The sequence below is a fragment of the Nonomuraea sp. NPDC059023 genome, from assembly GCF_042740095.1.
Taxonomy (GTDB): Bacteria; Actinomycetota; Actinomycetes; order Streptosporangiales; family Streptosporangiaceae; genus Nonomuraea.
In genome coordinates, this window is the sequence record NZ_JBHYIO010000003.1 from 38,201 (window position 1) to 59,107 (window position 20,907).

General features: G+C 71.9%; 21 protein-coding genes. 4 read left to right on the top strand and 17 right to left on the bottom strand.

Features of this window, described 5'->3' with window-relative positions:
* Positions 1 to 5 precede the first annotated feature (5 nt).
* The 3 genes from ACFWYW_RS06120 to mraZ all read right to left on the bottom strand — a co-directional run bounded on the left by ACFWYW_RS06120 (position 6) and on the right by mraZ (position 2,545).
* The gene (locus ACFWYW_RS06120) at positions 6 to 956 is read right to left on the bottom strand and encodes a hypothetical protein (RefSeq protein ID WP_379618584.1); all 951 of its coding nucleotides are present in this window, start codon (positions 954 to 956) and stop codon (positions 6 to 8) included.
* Positions 940 to 1,899 (bottom strand): 16S rRNA (cytosine(1402)-N(4))-methyltransferase RsmH, encoded by a 960-nt coding sequence (gene rsmH / locus ACFWYW_RS06125; protein ID WP_379618586.1) that lies wholly within the window; start codon positions 1,897 to 1,899, stop codon positions 940 to 942. Before rsmH ends, ACFWYW_RS06120 begins: the two co-directional genes overlap by 17 nt.
* Before the next feature lie 214 nt (positions 1,900 to 2,113).
* A complete protein-coding gene (gene mraZ / locus ACFWYW_RS06130; protein WP_184960700.1) occupies positions 2,114 to 2,545 on the bottom strand; it encodes a division/cell wall cluster transcriptional repressor MraZ in 432 nt (143 codons plus the stop codon).
* Between the two features lie 409 nt (positions 2,546 to 2,954).
* Here mraZ and ACFWYW_RS06135 point away from each other — a divergent pair, with 409 nt between their 5' ends.
* The 3 genes from ACFWYW_RS06135 to ACFWYW_RS06145 are packed head-to-tail and all read left to right on the top strand — an operon-like array spanning position 2,955 to position 7,677.
* On the top strand, positions 2,955 to 4,004 hold the full coding sequence (locus tag ACFWYW_RS06135; RefSeq protein ID WP_379618588.1) for an AAA family ATPase: 1,050 nt from the start codon (positions 2,955 to 2,957) through the stop codon (positions 4,002 to 4,004).
* Positions 4,001 to 5,260, top strand: coding sequence for a DUF58 domain-containing protein (locus ACFWYW_RS06140; RefSeq protein ID WP_379618590.1), 1,260 nt, complete (start codon positions 4,001 to 4,003; stop codon positions 5,258 to 5,260). The genes ACFWYW_RS06135 and ACFWYW_RS06140 overlap by 4 nt, the downstream gene beginning before the upstream one ends.
* Positions 5,257 to 7,677 (top strand): DUF3488 and DUF4129 domain-containing transglutaminase family protein, encoded by a 2,421-nt coding sequence (locus ACFWYW_RS06145; protein ID WP_379618592.1) that lies wholly within the window; start codon positions 5,257 to 5,259, stop codon positions 7,675 to 7,677. Before ACFWYW_RS06140 ends, ACFWYW_RS06145 begins: the two co-directional genes overlap by 4 nt.
* Positions 7,678 to 7,880: 203 nt before the next feature.
* On the opposite strand, the gene ACFWYW_RS06150 is transcribed toward ACFWYW_RS06145, so the two are convergent.
* The 14 genes from ACFWYW_RS06150 to ACFWYW_RS06215 all read right to left on the bottom strand — a co-directional run bounded on the left by ACFWYW_RS06150 (position 7,881) and on the right by ACFWYW_RS06215 (position 19,412).
* Positions 7,881 to 8,279: a DUF3040 domain-containing protein gene (locus ACFWYW_RS06150; RefSeq protein WP_379618594.1), complete on the bottom strand. Its 399-nt coding sequence runs from the start codon at positions 8,277 to 8,279 to the stop codon at positions 7,881 to 7,883.
* A 183-nt stretch (positions 8,280 to 8,462) separates the two neighbouring features.
* Positions 8,463 to 9,704 (bottom strand): DNA polymerase IV, encoded by a 1,242-nt coding sequence (dinB, locus tag ACFWYW_RS06155; RefSeq protein ID WP_379618596.1) that lies wholly within the window; start codon positions 9,702 to 9,704, stop codon positions 8,463 to 8,465.
* A gap of 26 nt (positions 9,705 to 9,730) precedes the next feature.
* Positions 9,731 to 10,450: a methyltransferase domain-containing protein gene (locus ACFWYW_RS06160; protein ID WP_379618598.1), complete on the bottom strand. Its 720-nt coding sequence runs from the start codon at positions 10,448 to 10,450 to the stop codon at positions 9,731 to 9,733.
* Between the two features lie 45 nt (positions 10,451 to 10,495).
* Positions 10,496 to 11,125 (bottom strand): C39 family peptidase, encoded by a 630-nt coding sequence (locus tag ACFWYW_RS06165; RefSeq protein WP_379618600.1) that lies wholly within the window; start codon positions 11,123 to 11,125, stop codon positions 10,496 to 10,498.
* A gap of 20 nt (positions 11,126 to 11,145) precedes the next feature.
* On the bottom strand, positions 11,146 to 11,481 hold the full coding sequence (locus ACFWYW_RS06170; RefSeq protein WP_379618602.1) for an MmcQ/YjbR family DNA-binding protein: 336 nt from the start codon (positions 11,479 to 11,481) through the stop codon (positions 11,146 to 11,148).
* Positions 11,482 to 11,491: 10 nt separating this feature from the next.
* Positions 11,492 to 12,499, bottom strand: a complete 1,008-nt coding sequence (gene dmpG / locus ACFWYW_RS06175) for a 4-hydroxy-2-oxovalerate aldolase (protein ID WP_379618604.1) — start codon at positions 12,497 to 12,499, stop codon at positions 11,492 to 11,494.
* A complete protein-coding gene (locus ACFWYW_RS06180) occupies positions 12,496 to 13,368 on the bottom strand; it encodes an acetaldehyde dehydrogenase (acetylating) (protein WP_379618606.1) in 873 nt (290 codons plus the stop codon). Before ACFWYW_RS06180 ends, dmpG begins: the two co-directional genes overlap by 4 nt.
* The gene (locus ACFWYW_RS06185) at positions 13,365 to 14,513 is read right to left on the bottom strand and encodes an alpha/beta fold hydrolase (protein ID WP_379618608.1); all 1,149 of its coding nucleotides are present in this window, start codon (positions 14,511 to 14,513) and stop codon (positions 13,365 to 13,367) included. The genes ACFWYW_RS06180 and ACFWYW_RS06185 overlap by 4 nt, the downstream gene beginning before the upstream one ends.
* Positions 14,510 to 15,502 (bottom strand): amidohydrolase family protein, encoded by a 993-nt coding sequence (locus tag ACFWYW_RS06190; protein ID WP_379618610.1) that lies wholly within the window; start codon positions 15,500 to 15,502, stop codon positions 14,510 to 14,512. Before ACFWYW_RS06190 ends, ACFWYW_RS06185 begins: the two co-directional genes overlap by 4 nt.
* Entirely contained in the window at positions 15,499 to 16,041 is a 543-nt protein-coding gene (locus ACFWYW_RS06195) for a 3-hydroxyanthranilate 3,4-dioxygenase (protein ID WP_379618612.1), read from the bottom strand. The genes ACFWYW_RS06190 and ACFWYW_RS06195 overlap by 4 nt, the downstream gene beginning before the upstream one ends.
* Positions 16,038 to 16,466, bottom strand: coding sequence for a RidA family protein (locus ACFWYW_RS06200; RefSeq protein WP_379618614.1), 429 nt, complete (start codon positions 16,464 to 16,466; stop codon positions 16,038 to 16,040). The genes ACFWYW_RS06195 and ACFWYW_RS06200 overlap by 4 nt, the downstream gene beginning before the upstream one ends.
* Positions 16,463 to 17,197, bottom strand: a complete 735-nt coding sequence (locus tag ACFWYW_RS06205; protein WP_379618616.1) for a 2-keto-4-pentenoate hydratase — start codon at positions 17,195 to 17,197, stop codon at positions 16,463 to 16,465. Before ACFWYW_RS06205 ends, ACFWYW_RS06200 begins: the two co-directional genes overlap by 4 nt.
* Complete coding sequence (locus ACFWYW_RS06210) at positions 17,194 to 17,976, bottom strand: 2-keto-4-pentenoate hydratase (RefSeq protein ID WP_379618618.1); 783 nt, start codon at positions 17,974 to 17,976, stop codon at positions 17,194 to 17,196. The genes ACFWYW_RS06205 and ACFWYW_RS06210 overlap by 4 nt, the downstream gene beginning before the upstream one ends.
* Before the next feature lie 8 nt (positions 17,977 to 17,984).
* On the bottom strand, positions 17,985 to 19,412 hold the full coding sequence (locus ACFWYW_RS06215) for a 2-hydroxymuconic semialdehyde dehydrogenase (RefSeq protein WP_379618620.1): 1,428 nt from the start codon (positions 19,410 to 19,412) through the stop codon (positions 17,985 to 17,987).
* Between the two features lie 177 nt (positions 19,413 to 19,589).
* Between ACFWYW_RS06215 and ACFWYW_RS06220 the strand changes: the two genes are divergently transcribed.
* A complete protein-coding gene (locus ACFWYW_RS06220) occupies positions 19,590 to 20,903 on the top strand; it encodes an MFS transporter (RefSeq protein ID WP_379618622.1) in 1,314 nt (437 codons plus the stop codon).
* Positions 20,904 to 20,907: the final 4 nt, after the last annotated feature.

The window sequence follows — 20,907 nt, forward strand, 5'->3', positions numbered from 1 at the left end:
GTCCCTCACCGGTTCGCGCCGCCCACCTTGCTGGAATCCTCGCTGGCGGGGGTGATGACGTTGGGGTCCTTCCAGTCGGGCTGGAGGTGCTGCCGCTCACCGGCCTCGGCGATCTGGCTCGGCTGCTTGCGGCGCTCGTTGTCCACCCCGAGCTGCTGGTTGCCGAGCTCGAGCTGGGCGATCTCGGACTTCAGGTTGCCCGCCCGGATGGAGTCCTGCGCCAGCACGGTGTTGAGCAGCAGCAGGCTGACCAGCCCGCCGCCGAGCAGCCCGAGCACCAGCACGATGAACGGACCGCGCTGCCGCCGCGCCGGGCCGCGCCGCGCGCTCGCCGGCCGCCGCGCCCCCTGAGGCCGCACCGACCGCCCGCGTGTCCGCGCAGCGACGCCGGGCTCACCCTCGGCCTGCGGCGAACCAGCGGACCGCCCGTCGCGAAGCTCGTCACCCTGACGCGTCCGCAGCGCCCCGGCACGCTCGCCGGCACCGTCCTCCGCACGCCGCGTGGCGACACGCTCGCCACCCTCGGCACGCCGGGTCGTCACACGCTCCTCACCGTCGGCACGCCGCGTGGCGACACGCTCGCCACCCTCGGCACGCCGCGTGGCGGCACGCCCGTCACGGTCGGCGCGGCTCGCCGAGCCCCGCCCGTCACGGTCGGCGCCGCGTGCCGGGGTGCGGTCGTCGGTGTCCTCGGTGCGGCGGGCGCGGCCGGTCGGGCCGCGGCGGGCGCGGGTGGCGGCGGTGCGCTCGTCGCGGGGCTCGGCGCCCTGGCGGGGCCGTACCGCGCCGGTACGCTCGTCGCGGGCCTCGTCGGCGTGGTCAAGGGTGGAGGCGGCGGGACGCGGGGGCGGGACGGGCTTGTTCGCCGAACCGGACCTGCCGGCGCCACTCTTCGGCGTGCCGGCGCCGCGTGCGGGCGCGCTCCTCCTGATCTCCTGCTCAGTCCTCGTCGTCAACACGGATCCTCTCTGCCGCCCTCAGCCGGGCCGAGGTCGCCCGCGGGTTGCGGGTGACCTCTTCTTCACTTGGGAGCTCCGCTCCCCTCGTCAGCAGGCGGAACCTCGGCTGGTGTGCCGGGAGCGGGACGGGCAGCCCGTGCGGGCTGGTGTCCCTGGTTCGCGCCGTGAGAACCTGCTTGGCCAGCCGGTCCTCCAGGGAGTGGTAGGCGAGCACGACGACTCGCCCACCCAGCACCAGCGCGTCGAGGGCGGCGGGCAGCGCCGCCTCCAGGGCGGCGAGTTCCGCGTTCACCTCGATGCGCAGCGCTTGAAAAGTCCTCTTGGCGGGGTTTCCCCCTGTGCGCCGGGTAGCGGCAGGAATCGCCTCTCGGACGATGTCGGCAAGCCGCTTAGTCGACGTTATGGCCTCCTTGGCCCTTTCCTTGATGATTAGGCCTGCGACACGCGGTGCGAACCGTTCCTCTCCGTAATCACGAAGGATGCGAGTTAGCTCCCCGGCCGAGTAGGTATTGACCACCTTCTCCGCCGTGAGGTCCTGGCTCGTGTCCATCCGCATGTCGAGCGGAGCGTCGTAGGAATAGGCGAACCCGCGCTCGGCCTCGTCGAGCTGAGGCGAGGAGACGCCCAGGTCGAACAGCACTCCGTCGACCTTCTCACGGCCCAGCCGCGCGAGCACGGAGGCCAGCTCGTCCGATGTCGCGTGGACGAGCGAGATCCGCTCTGCGTACGGCGCGAGCCGCCGCGTGGAGAACTCGATCGCGAACGGGTCGCGGTCGATCCCGATCACGTGCAGTGAAGGGTGGGCGGCGAGCAGGGCTTCCGTATGGCCACCGAGGCCGAGGTTGGCGTCGACGACAACGGGGTGCGCACCGGCCAACGCCGGCGCCAGCAACTCCAGAACGCGCTCGAGCATCACCGGAACGTGAGCGCTCTCTGCCATCTCTCCAACCCCCCTCTCGCGTCCTTGCTCGCGGATGACGCGACGGCCGATCCTTCCAAAGGTCCCCACCCGGTGCCCGTCCGGCCAGGTCCCCATCCGCATCCTCTTCGAGATACCGGTACATCTGACACCGGGGAAGGTGCATCAGCTGCCGGACAGTGGTTGCGGGTGGAGACCTCGCCGAACGACCACACCGTCGAATCGACCGTGACGATTACAGAATCCCTGGCAGCACCTCCTCCGAGAGATCGGCGAAGGCCTGCTCCTGTGCGTTGAGATAGGTCTCCCAGGCCTGCGCGTCCCAGATCTCCAGGCGGGTGTTGGCCCCGATGACCACGCAGTCACGTTCCAGGCCCGCGTACGTGCGCAGGCCCTGCGGGATCGTGATGCGTCCCTGCTTGTCCGGAGTCTCGTCGGACGCGCTGGCGAAGAAGACACGGCTGTAGTCACGCACCGCCTTGGCGGTGACCGGGGCGGTGCTGAGAGCCTCGGTAATGCGCTGGAACTCCTCCACCGGAAAGACGTAGAGGCATCGCTCCTGGCCTTTGGTAATCACAAGACCCTCCGCCAGCTCCTCACGGTACTTAGCCGGCAGGAACAGCCGTCCCTTGTCGTCGAGACGCGGCTGATGGGTGCCGAGGAACATCGGCCCCACCTCCCGTGCCTCATGAAGCGCCTAGCGCTGGTGCACCGGCCCTCCACTGCGCACCACCATACTCCACTTCTCCCCACCGTCAACTGATTACAACCCAGGTCGCCGCCTATACGTCTTGCAAAACCCCAGGTCAGAGCGATGGCGCTCGGTGGAGCGGGCTGGGCGGCCGGTCAACCCTCATGGGCGTGTCGAGAGTTGAAACGCCCCACGGAATGGGGCCTGGAGGGGTCCCGCGGGGGCAGTGGTGGAGGAAAGTGGAGCGCTTCGCGCCACCGACTGTCACGGGATTCGCACCGCGACGGGACAAGAACACGAAGGTTCCTTCGAACACTGTCAGGACTGGAGGAATACCGACAAATGTCGCTCAAGAACCCCCAGCGTCGTAGGGTCGGTACACACAATGGAAAAGGAATGGCATGGCTCCCGCCAACGCACGCTCCAGCGGGACAGCCGTCGCACTTCTCATGGAGGCCTGGTGGCAGTAACCCATGATGTCCCTCAGCGGCTGGAAGAGCTCGTGTCCACCGCGCACCGGATTCGGCAGGCCATCGAGTCGGTGATCGAGGGCAAGAGCGACGCCGTCCGCCTCACCCTGACGGTGCTGCTCGCCGAGGGGCACCTGCTCATCGAGGACGTGCCCGGAGTCGGCAAGACCATGCTCGCCAAGGCCCTGGCGCGCTCCATCGACTGCCCGGTGCGCCGCGTGCAGTTCACGCCCGACCTGCTGCCCAGCGACATCACCGGCGTCAGCGCCTACAACCAGCAGACGCGCGAGTTCGAGTTCAAGCCCGGTCCCGTCTTCGCCAACATCGTGGTCGGCGACGAGATCAACCGCGCCTCCCCCAAGACGCAGTCCGCCCTCCTCGAGTGCATGGAGGAGCACCAGGTGACGGTCGACGGCGTGACGTACCACCTTGAGTCGCCCTTCATGGTCATCGCCACGCAGAACCCGATCGAGATGGAGGGCACCTACCCCCTCCCCGAGGCCCAGCGCGACCGCTTCACCGCCCGCGTGGCGATGGGCTACCCCGAGCCGGCCGCCGAGCTGGAGATGCTCGACGTGCACGGAGGCACCCCTCCGCTGGACAAGCTGGAGCCCGTGGCCACCACCGCCGAGGTGCGGGCGCTGATCGAGGCCGTGCGCGGCGTGTACGTCTCGCAGCCGGTCAAGAAGTACGCCATCGACCTGGCGGTCGCCACCCGCCACTCCCCCGACCTGCGGCTGGGCGCCTCCCCGCGCTCCACGCTGCAGCTCGTACGCGCCGCCCGCGCCCACGCGGCCCTGTCCGGACGCGACTACGTCATCCCCGACGACCTCCAGGACCTGGCCGTGCCGGTCCTGGCCCACCGGCTGCTGCCCAGCGTCGAGGCGCAGGGCCAGCGCCGCCTGCCCGAGCAGGTCGTGGGCGATCTGGTCAGGAGGGTGCCCGTACCGGAGACCCGGGCGTGAGAACGGGACTGCGCGCACTGACCGCGCGCGGCAGGTCGTTCCTCGCCGCGGGGCTGGCGGCGTTGCTCATGGCCCTGTTGCTCGGTGAGCACGACCTGCTGCGCATCGGCGTGCTGGTGACGGCGCTGCCGCTGCTGGCCGCGATGGTGGTGGCGCGCACCCGGTACCGGCTCAGCTGCGCCCGCCGCCTGTCGCCCTCGCGGGCCGAGGTCGGCGGCGAGGCCACCGTGACGCTGCGGCTGGAGAACGTCACCCGGCTGCCCACCGGCCTGCTGCTGATCGAGGACACCGTCCCGTACGCCCTGGGCGTACGCCCGCGCTTCGTCCTGGACCGGGTGGAGGCCAAGGGCATCCGGGAGATCGACTACCGGGTCCGCTCCGACCTGCGCGGCCGGTTCACCATAGGGCCGCTGTCGGTGCGCATCGCCGACCCGTTCGGGCTGGTGGAACTGGCCCGCGCCTTCACCATCAGCGACACGCTCGTGGTGACGCCGCAGGTCGTGGCGCTGCCCCACGTACGCCTGTCGGGCGAGTGGACCGGCGGCGGCGACAGCCGTACCAGGAGTGTGGCCGCGGCGGGCGACGACGACGTGGCGCCGCGCGAGTACCGGCAGGGCGACGACCTGCGGCGCGTGCACTGGCGCTCCACCGCCCGCCACGGCGAGCTGATGGTGCGGCGCGAGGAGCAGCAGTGGCAGAGCCGCGGCGCGCTCCTGCTGGACACCCGGCGCTCGGCGCACCGCGGCGAGGGCCCGCGCTCGTCGTTCGAGGTGGCGGTCTCGGCCGCGGCCTCCATCGGCGTGCACCTGGCGCACGAGGGGCTCGGCCTGCGGCTGGTCACCGACCAGGGCGCCGAGCACCTGACCGACAGCGGGCTGAGCTGGTCGCTGCTCGACACCCTCGCGATGGTCCGCAACAGCCCGGCGCGCTCGCTGGAGATCGGCGTCTCGGCGCTGCGGCAGGGCAGCGGCGACGGCCTGGTCGTCGCCGTACTCGGCGCCATGGACCCGGAGGAGGCCCGCGACCTGGCCAGGATCAGGCACAGCGGCATCACCGGCGTGGCCGTCCTGCTCGACGTCGACACCTGGGACGCCGCCCAGCCGAACACCTCGGAGAGCTACCTGGCCGTCCAGACCGTCCTCGCCGGGTACGGCTGGCGCACCGTCAGGCTCCCGGCCGGCACGTCCATCGCCTCGGTGTGGCAGGACGCCGCCAGCCGGGGCCGCTTCGCCGTCCATCCCGGAGGTGCGGCATGAGGCTGTCCGTCGCCGCGGCCGTCGCCACGTTCTGCGCGGCCATCCTGCTGCACCCGTTGTTCGAGGGCGGCGCCTGGTTCTGGGGCTCCCTGGGCGCGGTCCTGACCATCCTGGTCGCCAGCGCGATCAGCGGCCGGCTGTCACTGCCCACGTGGGCGGCGGCGCTGGTCAGCCTGGCCACGCTCGGCGTCTACCTGACCGCCTCGTTCGCCGGTGACAAGGCGTGGGCGCTGTTCGTGCCCACGAAGGGCTCGGCGGCCGAGCTGCTGAAGCTGCTGGCCACCGGCTGGGACGACATCCAGCGCTTCGCCGCGCCGGTGCCCGGTGACAACCCGGGGATCGCGCTGCTGACCACGGGCGGCGTGGGGATCATCGCGATCGCGGTGGACCTGCTGGCCGCCCGGATGCGGCGGGCGGCCCTGGCCGGGCTGCCGATGCTGGCGCTGGCGACCGTTCCCGCGACGATCCTGCTGGAGCCGATCGCCTGGTGGGCGTTCATCATCGCCGCGCTCGGCTTCACCGGCCTGCTGATCGCCGACGGGCGCGAGCGGGTCGGGCACTGGGGCCGGGCGGTCCTGGTACGCAGGACCCGCGCGGCCACCACCCCGTCGCCGGGCGAGAGCGCGGACACGCGGGGCCTGCGGCTGTCGGGCAAGCGGATCGGGTTCGCCGCGATCGCGATCGCCGTGGTGGTGCCGGCGTTCCTGCCGCCGCTGGAGCCGGTGTCGTTCTTCAGCTTCGGCGTGGGCGGCCAGGGCACCGGGGGCAGGGGGAACATGATCCAGATCCCCAACCCGGTCACGAACATGAAGGGCCAGCTGACGCTTCCCGAGAAGCGGACCGTGCTGACCTACACCAACAACGACGACGTCCCGCGTTACCTGCGGATCTACTCGCTGGACACCTTCGACGGCGACCAGTTCGGCCTGACCAAGCCGAAGGGCGCGGCGGAGAACCGCACCGACGCCGGCCCGCTGCCGCCTCCTCCGGGGCTGGGCGGCGGCGTCGAGACCGTGAACGCGGTGACCGACATCAAGATCAGCGAAGAGGTCGAGAACCTGGCGTTCCTGCCGCTGCCGTACCCGCCGCGCGAGGTGCGGGCGGACGGCGACTGGCGGGCGGACGTGAGCACGCTCATGGTCTTCTCCACCCGCGACAGCGCCTCCGGCCTGGAGTACCAGGTGGCGACGAGCGAACCGAAGCCGACGCCCGACCAGTTGCGCGCGCTCCAGCGGCCGCAGCAGCCCAACGTCGAGGCGCGCTACCTGCGGCTGCCGGAGGACTTCCCCTCCGACCTGCGCGACCTGGCCTATGAGCAGACCAAGGGCGCCGAGACGCAGTACGACGCGGCGCTGAAGCTGCAGGAGTTCTTCACCAAGACCGGCAACTTCACCTACGACCTGCGCACGCAGGGCAGCAGCACCTCGGCGCTGCGCGACTTCCTGCTGAGCAGCAAGGTCGGGTACTGCGAGCAGTTCGCCAGCGCGATGGCGGTGCTGGCCAGGGCGATCGGCATCCCGGCCCGGGTCGCGATCGGCTACACCGGCGGCGACAAGACCGGCGATCAGTGGACGGTCGGCACCGACGACTCCCACTCCTGGCCGGAGCTCTACTTCGAGGGCGTCGGCTGGCTGCCGTTCGAGCCGACCCCGGCGGGTTCCGCCGGTCAGGGCAGCGCGCGGGTCCCGGAGTACGCCCGCCCGCAGCCGACGCCGGCCACGACCTCCTCCAGCCCGACGCCCGGCGCCACCGCGCAGGGCGAGGAGCTGCCGCCCGGTCAGCAGCCCGGCCGCAACCCGCGCGAGATCGACGACCGCGAGGCCAGGCTCGGCGGCAACGGCCTGCCGGCGGAGGAGCCGACGCCGCTGATCGCCAAGATCGGCATCGGGGTCGCGATCCTGCTGCTGATCCTGCTCATCCCGGCGGCGATCCGGCAGATCACCCGCAGCCGCCGGGTGCGCGCGCTCGGCTGGAAGGTCTCCGCGCCCTCCGACGAGCTCACCGCGCGCGTGATCGCGGGCAGCCACCCGTCGGTGGCCGCCGCGTGGGCGGAGCTGGACGACATCCTGTACGACTACGGCATGGCCCGCGAGCCCAGCGAGACGCCACGGGCGCTGGCCCGGCGGCTGACGCAGCGCTACGAGTTCGACGCCGAGTCGGCGGCGGCCATGACCTCGATCGCCGCGACGGTCGAGCGGGTGCTGTTCGCGCGCGACCCCGGCGTGGTCGGACCGCTGGGCAAGGACCTGCGCAAGGTACGGCGGGCCCTGGCGGCCACGCTCTCGCGGGGACGGCGGATCAGGGCGGCGCTGCTGCCCCCGTCGACGCTGCGCAGGCTGCGGTCCATGGGCGAGGGCGTGCTGGACGGCTTCGACCGCCTGGAGAACCTCAGGTTCAGGAGAAGCGCGACCAGGTAGATCGGATGAAGGAAGGTGGCTTGCCCGGTTCCGGGCAGGCCACCTTCGTCTGTGCGCCCGTGTCAGATCGTCCCCGTCAGCCGGTCGGGCGTGACCGTCACGGCGGGGACCACGTCCGACGTGAGAAGCGATCCCCCCGATCGAGGCCAGCCCTCATCGGCGGGTGGCGGTGGGGCGGCACCGCCGTAACGGATGGAGAAAGGTCAGCGGTCGTCGTGACGACGACGCCAGCGCTCCTCCATACGCTCCATGAACGAGCCACGGCTCTTCCTGACTCCCTTGCTGCTGCCGGGCACCGGAGCGCCTTGGGCAGAGCCGGAGTCACCGAACCCGTTCATACGTTTCCAGCTGGACAGACCCCACAGACACGCGGCGAGCATGACCACGAAACCGCCGACGCCGAGCGGGATCATCTGGATGACGACGCCAACCATCATGATGACGACGCCCAGAGCAAAGCCGATGGAGGCTTTGATCAGGCGACGCTTGTAATGGCTGCGCGGGTCACTGATCCTTACGGTGTTGGCCCACTTCGGGTCCTCGGCGTAGAGGGCCTGCTCGATCTGGTCGAGCAAGCGCTGCTCGTGCTCAGAGAGCGGCACGGCGCCTCCCAAGGACGGCCCCAGGACGGGGAAGACGGCAACGGACGACACGGGGTGTCCGAACCTCGCGGTCGGTTATCCCCAGAATACGAGCCTGTAGACGTAGGCGAAAGGAAACGTCCAACGCAGACCAAACCGGAGGTGACGTCATACCTCCATTTTGGGCCATTCGCGACATGGGCGTCATGCCTCCATTTCATCAAGTCTGCCCCGAACTAGCGAAGCCGGGAGTACCGCATCCGGCCCGAAGCGCCGGATCGCCTTGTCCATCGCCTGTTCGGCCTCGCGCCAGCCGGTCTCCCGCGCACCCAGGCTGAGCTGGCGGGACGCCGCCTGCGCCGGGCCGAGGTTCTCCATCCGGACGCCCACCAGGCGCAGCCGCACGCGCTCCAGGCCCGCCGCGTCGAACAGGTCGCAGGCCGTGGCGTAAATCTCCTGGGCCACGTCGGTCGCCTCCCTGAGCGTGCGGGAGCGGCTGATCGTGGAGAAGTCGGCACGGCGCAGCTTCACACTCACCGTCCTGCCCACGTGTCCGCTCTTACGCATCCTCGCGGCGACCTTCTCCGACAGGCGGAGCAGCTCACGCTTGATCGTCTCGGGATCGTCGACGTCTGTGGCGAATGTCTCTTCGTTGCCGATGCTCTTGTCGGGCGTGTGGACGGTCACGGCGCGCTCGTCGCGTCCCCAGGCCAGCGCCGCCAGATGACCGCCCGCGGCGGGGCCCAGCTCGCGCTGGAGCGTCGTGGGCGGCACCCTGGCCAGATCGCCCACGGTACGGATGCCGAGGCGGACGAGGGCCTGCTCGGTGCGCTCACCCACTCCCCACAGCGCCGAGACCGGCAGCGGATGGAGGAAGCCGACGATCTCGCCGGCCGGCACCACCAGCAACCCGTTGGGCTTGCACTGTTTTGAGGCGAGCTTGGCGATGAACTTGCTCGCCGCCACGCCCACGGAGCAGGTGATGCCGTATCTTTCCCGAACCTGTTCCCGGATCAGGACCGCGATCTCCGCGGGCGAGCCCAGCCGGCGCCGCGCCCCGCCGACGTCGAGGAAGGCCTCGTCGGAGGCGATCGGCTCGACCAGCGGGGTGATCGAGTGGAAGATCTCCATGACGCCCTTGGAGACCTCGGAGTACTTCCCGTGTCCGGGCGGGATGATCACGGCCTGCGGGCACACGCGGCGCGCCCTGCTCATGGGCATCGCCGAGTGCACGCCGAACGCCCTGGCCTCATAGGTCGCGCTGAGCACCACGCCGCGGCCCGCGGGCGAGCCCACGATGACCGGGCGGCCCCTGAGCTCGGGCCGCTCCAGCAGTTCGACGCTGGCGAAGAAGGCGTCCATGTCGACGTGGAGGATCGGGCAGCCGGTGTCGTCGGCCCCGGTGGTGGGAGCGGGGCCGATGCCGGTGATCTGCTTGCGTGCCACTCCGTGATTCTATCCGAACAGACGTTCTATGGCTTGTGGGCGAGGATGTGGACCTGGGCGGCGATCTCCCGCAGGACCGGATGGGCGGCGGCGGCCTGCTCCAGCGCCACCAGCGCTTCCACGGCCCCCGGCTCGCCGTCGACCAGCCTGCTGGGCACCAGGTCGGCGAAGACCCGCACCCCGAGCGCCGGCCCGACCGCGAGCCCGGTCACCGCCAGCAGCTCCGACAGCGCGGCGGGCGTGAAGCGGCGCGGCGTGGGGTCGCGATCGCCCCAGCGCCCCTGAGGATCGTCCAGTACGGCGAGCGCCTCGTCGAAATGGCCGGTGAGCGCCCGGTGCAGGGCGCTGGCGAGCGGGTTGGCGGCCAGCACGCTGACGGCTCCCCCGTGGCGCAGCAGCCCGGAGACGGCGGTCAGCGCGCTGATGGGGTCCTCGACGTACTCCAGGACGCTGTGGCACAGCACCAGGTCGGCGCTGTCCTTGGGCAGCAGCTCGCCGAGGTCGGCGGCGTCGCCCTGGATCGCCCTGACCCCGACGCCCTTCTCCTTGGCCCGCCGCTCCAGCGCGGCCAGCGAGTCGGGGCTGGGGTCGACGACGGTGACGTTGTGCCCGAGCTCGGCCAGCGGTACGGCGAAGCCGCCCGTGCCCCCTCCGGCGTCCACGATGTCGAGCACGCCGCGCCCGGCGGATCCGGCCCGTTCGGCCAGCACTGCCCGCAGAGCGTCCCAGACCACGGCAGTGCGCACCGGGCTTCTCGTCACGTGTTCCCCTCCCACTCGAGCCAGCCGGTGTCAGCCTACGCTCTCCGGCGCCACCCTGGTGTCCGGGGCGGGAACGCTGATGCCCCGCCCGGCGAAGAAGTCGCCGAAGCGGGCCAGCGGCAGCCTGGCCCGCCTGCTGTCCTCGGTGTGGCCGGAGGGGTTGTTGAAGCGCACCGTCCCGTCCGCGGCCCCGGTGACCAGGACCAGGTGCCCGCCCCGGCCGGGCGCGGGACGCTCTGGGCGGCGGATCTCCGGGTGGACGGAGGCGATCACCATCCGGCCCGCGGCCAGCAGCTCTTCGAGCTCGCCCAGGTCCATCAGGGGGTGGACCTCGGCGGCCAGGCCGTGCTCGGCCCGCGCGTAGTCGGCGAAGGGGGCGTAGTAGAGGCCCTTGATGCCCTCGGGCTCCTCGCGGTAGCCGCCGTAGGCGCGGCAGCCGTACACGAGGTCGAGCAGGGGTGGCGCGTGGCCGTCGCGGTGGTGCAGGAGCATGCGCAGGCAGGCCATCCCGCACGCGTGGCGGCACCAGCGGGCGTACTCCTCGCGGGTGCGCGCGCCCGACCGCCGCCACAACGGGTCCTCGCCCGGGTCGGCGCCGCCGTAGACGTAGGAGGCGATCCGGTCGGCGCTCATGAACTGCGTGAAGGCGGCTACCTGCATGAACGCTCAGGGTAGCGGGCTCAGGGGACGAGAGGGCGCAGCTTCCCGGGCGCGCGCAGCCGCCAGGCGTCGGTGAGCAGTTCGGCCATCTCCTGCTGCCCGACGACCGGCATGCGGACCAGGACGACGGCGTAGCCGTCGTAGTGCGGGAGGGTGAAGAAGACGTCCGGGTCGGCGGCGATCAGCTCGTGTTTGTCCTCCTCCGCGGCCAGCGGCAGCGCCAGGACGTCACCCTCCTCGCGGATGCGGGCGAACCATCTGGCCTTCACGTAGAAGGCGGGCGTGCCGTACATGAGCTTCTCGCCGGTCTCCGGCAGGGCCAGGGCCAGCCGGCGGACGTCTTCCTCGGTCACCATGAACCGATTGTCACCCCCGGCGGCCGGCCAGATCGAGCGCGATGTCCACGATCATGTCCTCCTGGCCGCCGACCATGCCGCGGCGGCCGACCTCCACGAGGATGGCGCGGGTGTCGAGCCCGTAGCGGGCGGCGGCGTCCTCGGCGTGGCGCAGGAAGCTGGAGTAGACGCCCGCGTAGCCGAGCGTGAGGGTCTCGCGGTCCACCTGGACGGGGCGGGTCTGCAGGGGGCGGACGAGGTCGTCGGCGGCGTCCATGAGCGCGAACAGGTCGCAGCCGTGCTCCCAGCCCATCAGGTCGGCGACGGCAACGAACGCCTCCAGCGGGCAGTTGCCCGCACCGGCGCCCATGCCGGCCAGGGAGGCGTCGACGCGGGTGACGCCGTTCTCGACGGCGACGACGGAGTTGGCGACGCCGAGCCCCAGGTTGTGGTGGGCGTGGATGCCGAGCTCGGTGCCGGGGTCGAGGATCTCGCGGTAGGCGCGCACGCGCTCCTTCACGCCGTCCATGGTCAGCCGGCCGCCGGAGTCGGTGACGTAGACGCAGTGCGCGCCGTACGACTCCATGAGCTTGGCCTGGCGGGCCAGCTCGGCGGGCGGGGCGAGGTGGGACATCATGAGGAAGCCGGAGACATCCATGCCGAGCTCGCGGGCGACGCCGATGTGCTGGGCGGAGATGTCGGCCTCGGTGCAGTGGGTGGCCACGCGCACCGAGCGGACGCCGAGCGCGTGGGCGCGGCGCAGGTCGGCGATGGTGCCGATGCCGGGCAGCAGCAGCGTGGTGAGGACCGCGCGGTCCATGGCGGAGGCGGCGGCCTCGATCCACTCCTCGTCGGGGCAGGCGCCGAAGCCGTAGTTGACGCTGCTTCCGGCCAGGCCGTCGCCGTGGGCGATCTCGACGGCGGCCACCCCGGCGGCGTCGAGGGCGCGCGCGATGGCCGCGACCTGGCCGGCGGTGTACTGGTGGCGGATGGCGTGCATGCCGTCGCGCAGCGTCACGTCCTGGATGTAGAGCTTCATCGGGCCGCCATCCTCTCCGCGACGCGCAGCGCCGCCGACGTCATGATGTCCAGGTTGCCGGCGTAGGCGGGCAGGTAGTGGGCGGCGCCCTCGACCTCCAGGAAGACCGAGACGAGCGTGCCGCCGTCGGCCGGTCGGAACTGCACGTCCTGCTTGAGCCGGTAGCCGGGCACGTAGGCGGCCACGGCGGCCACCATCTCCTTGACCGAGGCGGCGACCTCGGCCTCGTCGCAGCCGGGCACGAGGCAGTAGACGGTGTCGCGCATGATCACCGGTGGTTCCGCGGGGTTGAGCACGATGATCGCCTTGCCGCGCTCGGCGCCGCCGATGCTCTCCAGGGCGCGCGCGGTGGTCTCGGTGAACTCGTCGATGTTGGCGCGGGTGCCCGGACCGGCCGAGCGGGAGGCGATCGAGGCGACGATCTCGGCGTAGCGGACGGGCGCGACGCGGGAGACGGCCGCGACGACCGGCACCGTGGCCTGGCCGCCGCAGGTGACCATGTTGACGTTGTCCTCGCCGAGGTGGTCGCCGAGGTTCACGGCGGGCACGACATACGGGCCGATGGCGGCGGGCGTCAGGTCCACGACCTTCTTCCCGTACGGCGCCAGCGCCGCCGCGTTGTGCCGGTGGGCCCCGGCCGAGGTGGCGTCGAGCACCACCGCGACCTCCTCGAAGCAGGGCAGCGCGAGCAGGCCCGCAACGCCCTCGTGGGTGGTGGCCACGCCCATCCGCCGGGCTCTGGCCAGGCCGTCGGAGCCGGGGTCGATCCCGGCCATCGCGGCCACCTCCAGCGACGCGGACGTGCGCTTCACCTTGATCATCAGGTCGGTGCCGATGTTGCCGGACCCGATGATGGCGATCTTGCTCATGTGTCCTCCTCGCCGCGGCAGAACCGGGCGAACTCCTGGGTCATCTCCGGCACCGGCTTGTGGCCGGTGAACGGGGTGCCGTGGTTGCCGAAGTACAGCGGCACGTCGGCGAGGTGACAGGCGCCGAGTTCGACGCCGTCGCGCGTCATGGGTGAACGCGCGTCGCTGACGAGATGGCGGGCGGGGCCGGGGTGGACGCGCACCAGTTCCCGCGCGGGCTCGGTGAAGATCTCGCGGGTGGACGGCTCGCCCATGCCGGCCGCGGCGAACAGCCGCCCCTCCTGCGCGGTGGTGGTCACCAACAGCGGCACTTTCGCGAGATTTCCTGACATGGGGTGTTCCTTCAGCAGGTCGCCGTCCAGCACCGGGGCGACGGGCAGCAGTCCTCCCGCCGGGGGCCGCGCGCGGGCGGCCCGTTCCTCCCCCGCCAACAGCGTCTCGATCGGCGCCGTGGCGGGGTCGGCGACGGCGGCCGCCCTGGTCCAGGCCTCCGCCTGGCCGGGGGTGGCGAAGCCGTAGGGGACGGGGCTCATGGCCGCCGCCCGCGCGTACAGGCCGGGGGCGCAGGCCAGCAGGGCCAGGACGCTGGTGCCGCCCGCCGAGTGCCCGGCGAGCGTCACGTCGCCCGGGTCTCCGCCGAAGGCGTCGATGGCGTTCCGTACCCACGTGAGCGCCGCCATCTGGTCGCGCAACGCCAGGTTGGACGGCACTCCCGGGCCGTACCACAGGCCGGTGGCCCCGAACCGGTAGTTGACGGTCACCACCACGAGGCCGTGCTCACGCGCGAGCACGGTCCCGTCGTACATGGCCTGGGCGCCCGAGCCGAACACGAACGCGCCCCCGTGCAGGAACACCAGCACCGGGCGGCGGCCCTCGGTGCCCGAGGTCCAGACGTTGAGGAACAGGCAGTCCTCGCGGCCCGCGGCCGGGTCGATCTCCAGGCCGGGCACCCACGCCATCCGCCCCGGCCGCTGCGGCGCCGGTGGGCCGGGGGTGAGCGCGTCGCGTACCCCTTCCCAGGGGCGGGGCGGCTCGGGGGCGGTGAAGCGGCGGGCGGGGGCGGCGTACCTGATGCCCTTGAACGCCAGCGCTCCCCCGAGTCCGAGCCCCCGCAGCGTGCCCTGCGGGGTGTGGGCGAGCGTCATGCGCGCGGCGCGCTCTCGGTCAGGCCCAGGAAGCGGGCGGCGTTGCCGCCGAGGATCGCCTCGCGTTCGGCCTCGCTCAGCCCGGGGCAGGCGCGCACGACCGAGCCCGGGTCCTCCTCGCCCAGGGGGAAGGGGAAGTCGGTGCCGAGCATGACCCGTTCCGCGCCCATGACGTCGACGAGCAGGCGCAGCGCCCGCGGGTCGAAGACGGCGGAGTCCACGGAGAAGCGGTCGGTGTAGGCGGAGGGCGGCTTGGGCGAGTCGCGGCGGACCAGGTCGCGCCGCTGCCAGGCGTTGTCGGCCCGGCCGAGCAGGAACGCGAAGCTGCCGCCGCCGTGGCAGAAGCACAGCCGCAGGCCGGCGGGCAGCTTCTCGAAGGCGCCGGAAAGGATCATCGTGAGGATGCCGAGCTGGGTCTCGGCGGCCATGCCGACCAGCCAGGGCAGCATGTAGCCGCGCATGCGGTCGGCGGCCATCATGTCCCACGGGTGCACGAGGACGGGCATGTCCTGGTGGGCGCAGTGCTCCAGGAAGGCGAGCAGATCGGCGTCGTCGAGGTTGCGCGGGCCGACGTGGTTGCCGATGTGCACGCCCCGGTGCCCGGCGGCCTTCGCCCTGGCCAGGGTCTCGGTGGCGCGCCCCAGGTCCTGCAGCGGCACCTGGCACAGCGGGACGAGCCGGGCGGGGTCCGCCGAGCAGTACGCGAGGATCCGGTCGTTGACCATGTCGCACCAGTCGGCGGCGCGGCCGGGCTCGGCCTCGTAGCCGAACAGCAGCGGCGTGGAGGAGACGGCCTGCACCGCCACGCCGGTGCGGTCCATGGCGGCCAGGCGCGCCCCGGCGTCCCACAGCTCGGGGGTGACGGGGCGGTAGTCCTCGTCGCCGCTCATCATCATGCCCTCGCGCAGCCACGGCTCGCCGGCCCCCGCCAGGGTGCGCGCCTCCTCGCGGGAGATCCGCGGGAAGACGTGGGCGTGGATGTCGATCACTGGACCACCGGGCGGAGCGCGTCGGGCCAGTCCTTGCCCGGGTGTACGGCGCCGCAGTGCGGGCAGGTGCGGTCGCTGCCGTAGAAGGCGTTGAAGACCGGCGGCAGGTCGTCCACGATCGACTCCAGCTGCACCTCGGCGCGGTGCACGAGGCGGTGGCAGTTGACGCAGTACCACTCGAAGGCGTCCAGGTCGCCCTGCGGGCGGGCGTACTCGACGACCAGGCCGATGGAGCCGGGCACCGGCCGCTGCGGGGAGTGGCGCACGTGCGGCGGCAGCAGGAAGACGTCGCCCTCGCGGATCTGGATGTCGACCGGCGGCTTGCCCTCCTCCTCCATGACACGCAGCACCATGCCGCCCTTGAGCTGGTAGAAGAACTCCTCGATCGGGTCGTCGTGGAAGTCGGTGCGCTGGTTGGGGCCGCCGACGACGGTCACCATCAGGTCAGCCTCCTTCCAGATCTGGACGTTGCCCACGGGCGGCTTGAGCTGGTCGGCGTGCTCGTCGATCCAGGTGGCGAGGTTGAACGGAGGGATCATGGGATGCTCCTCGTCGGGATGTGGGCGGTGCAGGAGATCTCGATCAGCAGGTGCGGGTGGGGCAGCTGGTGGACGGCGACGGTGGTGCGGGCGGGGCCGTGCTCGTCGAAGTACGTGCCGTAGACCTCGTTGTAGCCGCCGAAGTCGTTCATGGAGACCAGGTACGTGGTGACGTTGACGACGTCGGCCAGCCCGCCTCCGGCGGCCTTGAGGATGTCGGCGATGTTGCCGATGACGGCGCGGGTCTGCTCGCGGATGTCGAGGCTGGTGGTGCCCATCTCGTCGGCGCTCGCCCCGGCGAAGGTGCCGTCGGGGCGGCGCGAGCTCGTACCGGAGACGAAGACCAGGTCGCCGGCCCGCCTGAAGTGCGGGAAGCGCCCGCGCGGGCGCGCCTTGCCCGGCACCAGCATCGACTCCTCGCTCACGTGGTCACCTCCGCGTGGCCGAGGCCCTGGCCGCTGACGCGCACGTGGGCGCCCGGCGGCAGCGGGACGGCGGCGGTGGCCGCCCCGGCCAGGACGATCCAGCCCGCCTCCAGCTCGATCCCGGCGGCCTGGGCCAGGCGGGCGGCGGCGTGCAGGGAGCGCATCGGGTCGCCGAGGATGGCGGCCGACGACCCCGAGGCGACGGTCCGCCCGTCGATCTCCAGGGTCAGGCCGACGTTGGCGACCGCGCGCGGCGTGTGCCAGGGGCCGAGGCCGAACCCGCTGGCGGAGGCGTTGTCGGCGATGACGTCCTCCAGCGTGAAGGAGAAGTCGGCGAAGCGGGAGTCGAGCACCTCGTAGCCGACCGCCACGCCGCCGACGGCCGCGCCCACGTCGGCGGGCGAGCGCACCGGGCGCTCCAGCAGGAAGGCGATCTCGGGTTCGACCCTCGGGTGGATGAGCGTGCCCGTGTCCAGGTGCGACTCGATCAGCATGGCGTCGGTCAGCAGGCCCCAGATGACGTCGTCCACACCCATCTGGATCATCTTGGCCCGGCTCGTGAAGCCCATCTTGACGCCGATGAGCTTCTCGCCGCGGGCCTCGCGGCGGGCGATGACCTCGCGTTGCACCCGGTAGGCGGCGGGCACGTCGAGCGCCGTCTCCTCGGTCAGCTTCGCGATGGCGGTACGGCTCAGCGCCGCCTCGTCCAGGCGCTGCGCCAGGCGGTTCACGCGCTCTCCTTCGCGAAGGCGGCCCGGACGTCGCCGAGCCCGTCGATCCTGGCCTCCAGCACGTCGCCGGGCACGACCGGCACCACGGGCCCGAGCGCGCCGGTCAGCACGGTGTCGCCCGCCCGCAGCGGGCGGCCGAGGCGGGCCAGGGTGTCTGCCAGCCAGACGGCGGCGTGCAGCGGGTGGCCCAGGCACGCGGCGCCGATCCCGGTCGAGACCTGCTCGCCGCGGCGCTCCATGACCATCCCGGCCAGGCGCAGGTCCAGGTCCTTCAGCGGGACGGGCCGGTTGCCCAGCACGTACAGGCCGGAGGAGGCGTTGTCGGCGACGGTGTCGGCCAGCGTGATGTCCCAGCCGCGGATCCGGCTGCCGACCACCTCGATCGCGGGCAGCGCGAACGCGGTCGCCTTGATCACGTCGGCGACCGTGTGGCGCTCGTGCGGCAGGTCGTGCTCCAGCACCAGCGCCACCTCGGCCTCGGCGCGCGGCTGCAGCACGGTCCCGGCCGGGATCTCGGCGCCGTCGGGAACCGCCATGTCGGCGAACAGCGCCCCGAAGTCCGGCTGGTCCACGCCGAGCTGCTTCTGCACGGCCGCGCTGGTCAGGCCGATCTTGCGGCCGGTCAGCCGCCGTCCCTCACCCAGCCACCTGCCGGTCAGCCAATCCTGTACGGCGTACGCCTCCTCGACCCCGCCGACCAGATCGCGCACGGGCTCGCAGGGCCGGCCGGAGGCGTGCGCCCCCAGCAGCCGCTCGGCGGCCTGTTGAACATTCGTCACCGATGACCTCATATCTTCACGCACACGTTGACCGGCTCGGAAAAGAAGTCGAGCGAGTACTCGCCGCCCTCCCGGCCGATGCCCGACGCCTTCACCCCGCCGAACGGGGTGCGCAGGTCGCGCAGGTTCCAGCAGTTCACCCAGACGATCCCGGCCTCGATCCTCGGCGCGACCCGGTGGGCGCGCGACAGGTCGCCGGTCCAGACGGTGGCGGCCAGGCCGTACGGGCTGTCGTTGGCCAGCCGGATCGCCTCTGCCTCGTCGTCGAAGGGCGCCACGTGGCAGATCGGGCCGAAGACCTCCTCGCGGACGGTCCTGGCGCTCTCGGGCAGGCCGGTGACGACGGTGGGCTCGACGTAGAAGCCGCCGTCGCGCTCGTCGCCGAACCTCGGGGCGCCGCCCCCGGCGACGACCGTGGCGCCCTCCTCGACGGCCAGGCGGTAGTAGGACAGCACCTTGTCGCGGTGCTCGGCCGAGATCATCGGGCCGTAGTCCTTCAGGCCTCTGGCCCGTTCGGCGAGCTTCGCGGTGAACGCGTCGAAGATCGGGCGCTGGACGTAGACGCGCTCGGTGCACAGGCAGATCTGGCCGGAGTGGGTGAAGCTGGAGCGGATCGTGCCCTCGACCGCCTCGTCCAGGTCGGCGTCGGCGAAGACCAGGGCCGGGTTCTTGCCGCCGAGCTCGAAGGAGACCGGGGTGACGTGGTCGGCGGCGGCGCGCATGATGGCCGAGCCCGTGGCCGACTCGCCGGTGAAGGCGATGGCGTCCACGCCGGGGTGGGAGGTCAGGAACTCGCCCGCCGCTCCGGCGCCGTGGCCGTGGATCAGGTTGAAGGCGCCGGGCGGCAGCCGTACCTCGTCGATGACCTCGGCCAGCAGCGTCGCGGTGGAGGGCGTCTCCTCCGAGGGCTTGGCCACCACGGCGTTGCCCGCCGCCAGGGCGGGCGCGACCTTCCAGGTGAGCAGCAGCAGGGGGAGGTTCCAGGGTGAGATGACGGCGACGACGCCGAGCGGGCGGCGCACGGTGTAGTTGAGAGCCTCGCCGGTGCCGCTCCAGCCGGGGACGCGGGTGTGGTGGGCGCGTTCCGGGCGGCCGTAGGACAGGTCGGCGTAGGCGCGGAAGTTGCCGATCGCGCGGGGGACGTCCACGGTGGCGGCCAGGTCGCGCGGCTTGCCGGTGTCGGCGACCTCGGCGGCGACGAACGCGTCGAACCGGGCCTCGATGCCGTCTGCGATCCGCCGCAGCCAGGCGCAGCGCTCCTCGCTGCTCGTGGCGCCCCAGGGACCGGCCAGCGCCGCCCTGGCCGCGACGACCGCGGCGTCGACGACCTCGCGCGGGGCCTCGGGGACGGTCCCCATCTGGCGCCCGTCGACGGGCGAGATCAGCGGGAAGGGGGTCCCCGTGGTCTCGAAGACCCCGTTGACGTAATGCTTCATGGCGCCATTGTCCGGCCGAGGCGCCATATCAGACCAATACCTGATCGCGGCCGAGCCATACCAATCCCGATATATGACGTTTTTTGCATAGGCGACGGCCAGAACAGTATTCGCCGCGACATAGCACCAGCGTGCATCCTCATCCGTACCCCCTGATCGGAAAGGTAAAGCCGCAAAATGGACACTGACCGCCGCAGGGCGGCGCGCCGCGTCTCGTGGGCGGCCTTCATCGGCACGACCATCGAGTGGTACGACTTCTTCCTGTACGGCACGGCCGCCGCGCTCGTCTTCAACAAGCAGTTCTTCCCCGCCATGGACCCCGTCGCCGGCTCGATCGCCGCCTTCGGCACCATGACCGTCGGATTCCTGGCCCGCCCGCTGGGCGGCATCGTCTTCGGCCACTTCGGCGACCGGCTCGGCCGCCGCAACACGCTGGTCGTCTCGCTGCTGATCATGGGGATCGGGACCACGCTCATCGGCGTGCTGCCCACCTACTCCAGCATCGGCATCTGGGCCGCGGTGCTGCTGGTCGTGATGCGCATCGCGCAAGGCATCGGCCTCGGCGGCGAACTCGGCGGGGCCGTGGTGCTGACCATGGAGCACGCGCCGAAGGGCCGTCGCGGCCTGTTCGGCGCCTTCCCGATGATGGGCACGCCCGCCGGGATGCTCTGCGCCAACCTCGTCTTCCTGGGCACCTCCTCGGCGCTGAGCGAGGAGGCCTTCATGTCGTGGGGCTGGCGGGTGCCGTTCCTGCTGAGCGTCGTGCTCGTGGTGGTCGGCATCTACCTGCGGCTGCGCATCGAGGAGAGCCCCGACTTCGTGGTCCAGCGCAAGCCGGTCAAGCTGCCGATCGCCGAGGTCCTGCGCGGCCACTGGCGCGGGGTCGTGCACAGCATCGCGGTCATCATCGGCAACAGCGCCGTCGCCTACGTCTTCATGGTCTACATCCTCCAGTACGGCCAGGCCCCCGCGATCGGCCTGTCCCGCACCTTCCTGCTGACCTGCGTGATCGGCGGCGCCACGGTCTGGCTGGCCACCGCGCCGCTCTGGGCCCACCTGGGCGACCGGTTCGGGCTCCGGGCCCTGTTCTCCCACGGCTCGTGGGTCCTGCTGGCCGGAGCCGTGGCCATCCTGCCCGTCGTCAACACCGGCAACCACGCGCTGATCGCGGTCTTCATGGTGGCCATGGGCGCGGTGCTGGCGATGACCCACGCGGCGCAGGGCACGCTGACGGCCAGCTTCTTCCCCGTCGCGATCCGCTACTCGGGCACCTCGGCCGCCTACCAGTTCGCCGCGCTGCTCGGCGGCGGCATCACCCCGCTGGTGGCAGCCTCCCTGCTGGCCTCGACCGGCTCGTCGTGGTCGATCACCGCGTACCTGGCGGTCGTGACCGCGATCAGCCTCGTGGCCGCGCTGGTCCTGCCCCGCAACGACGCCGAACGCTTCGGCGACGTCCCCGGAGCCATACCCGATCGGGCCGTCAAGAGCTGAAAGC

Excerpts from the sequence above, each read along its gene's own strand:
- rsmH (WP_379618586.1), bottom strand. The coding sequence starts at position 1,899 with ATGGCAGAGAGCGCTCACGTTCCGGTGATGCTCGAGCGCGTTCTGGAG.
- mraZ (WP_184960700.1), bottom strand. The coding sequence starts at position 2,545 with ATGTTCCTCGGCACCCATCAGCCGCGTCTCGACGACAAGGGACGGCTG.
- ACFWYW_RS06135 (WP_379618588.1), top strand. The coding sequence starts at position 2,955 with ATGGAAAAGGAATGGCATGGCTCCCGCCAACGCACGCTCCAGCGGGAC.
- ACFWYW_RS06145 (WP_379618592.1), top strand. The coding sequence starts at position 5,257 with ATGAGGCTGTCCGTCGCCGCGGCCGTCGCCACGTTCTGCGCGGCCATC.
- ACFWYW_RS06165 (WP_379618600.1), bottom strand. The coding sequence starts at position 11,125 with ATGCAGGTAGCCGCCTTCACGCAGTTCATGAGCGCCGACCGGATCGCC.
- ACFWYW_RS06170 (WP_379618602.1), bottom strand. The coding sequence starts at position 11,481 with ATGGTGACCGAGGAAGACGTCCGCCGGCTGGCCCTGGCCCTGCCGGAG.
- dmpG (WP_379618604.1), bottom strand. The coding sequence starts at position 12,499 with ATGAAGCTCTACATCCAGGACGTGACGCTGCGCGACGGCATGCACGCC.
- ACFWYW_RS06180 (WP_379618606.1), bottom strand. The coding sequence starts at position 13,368 with ATGAGCAAGATCGCCATCATCGGGTCCGGCAACATCGGCACCGACCTG.
- ACFWYW_RS06185 (WP_379618608.1), bottom strand. The coding sequence starts at position 14,513 with ATGACGCTCGCCCACACCCCGCAGGGCACGCTGCGGGGGCTCGGACTC.
- ACFWYW_RS06195 (WP_379618612.1), bottom strand. The coding sequence starts at position 16,041 with ATGATCCCTCCGTTCAACCTCGCCACCTGGATCGACGAGCACGCCGAC.
- ACFWYW_RS06215 (WP_379618620.1), bottom strand. The coding sequence starts at position 19,412 with ATGAAGCATTACGTCAACGGGGTCTTCGAGACCACGGGGACCCCCTTC.
- ACFWYW_RS06220 (WP_379618622.1), top strand. The coding sequence starts at position 19,590 with ATGGACACTGACCGCCGCAGGGCGGCGCGCCGCGTCTCGTGGGCGGCC.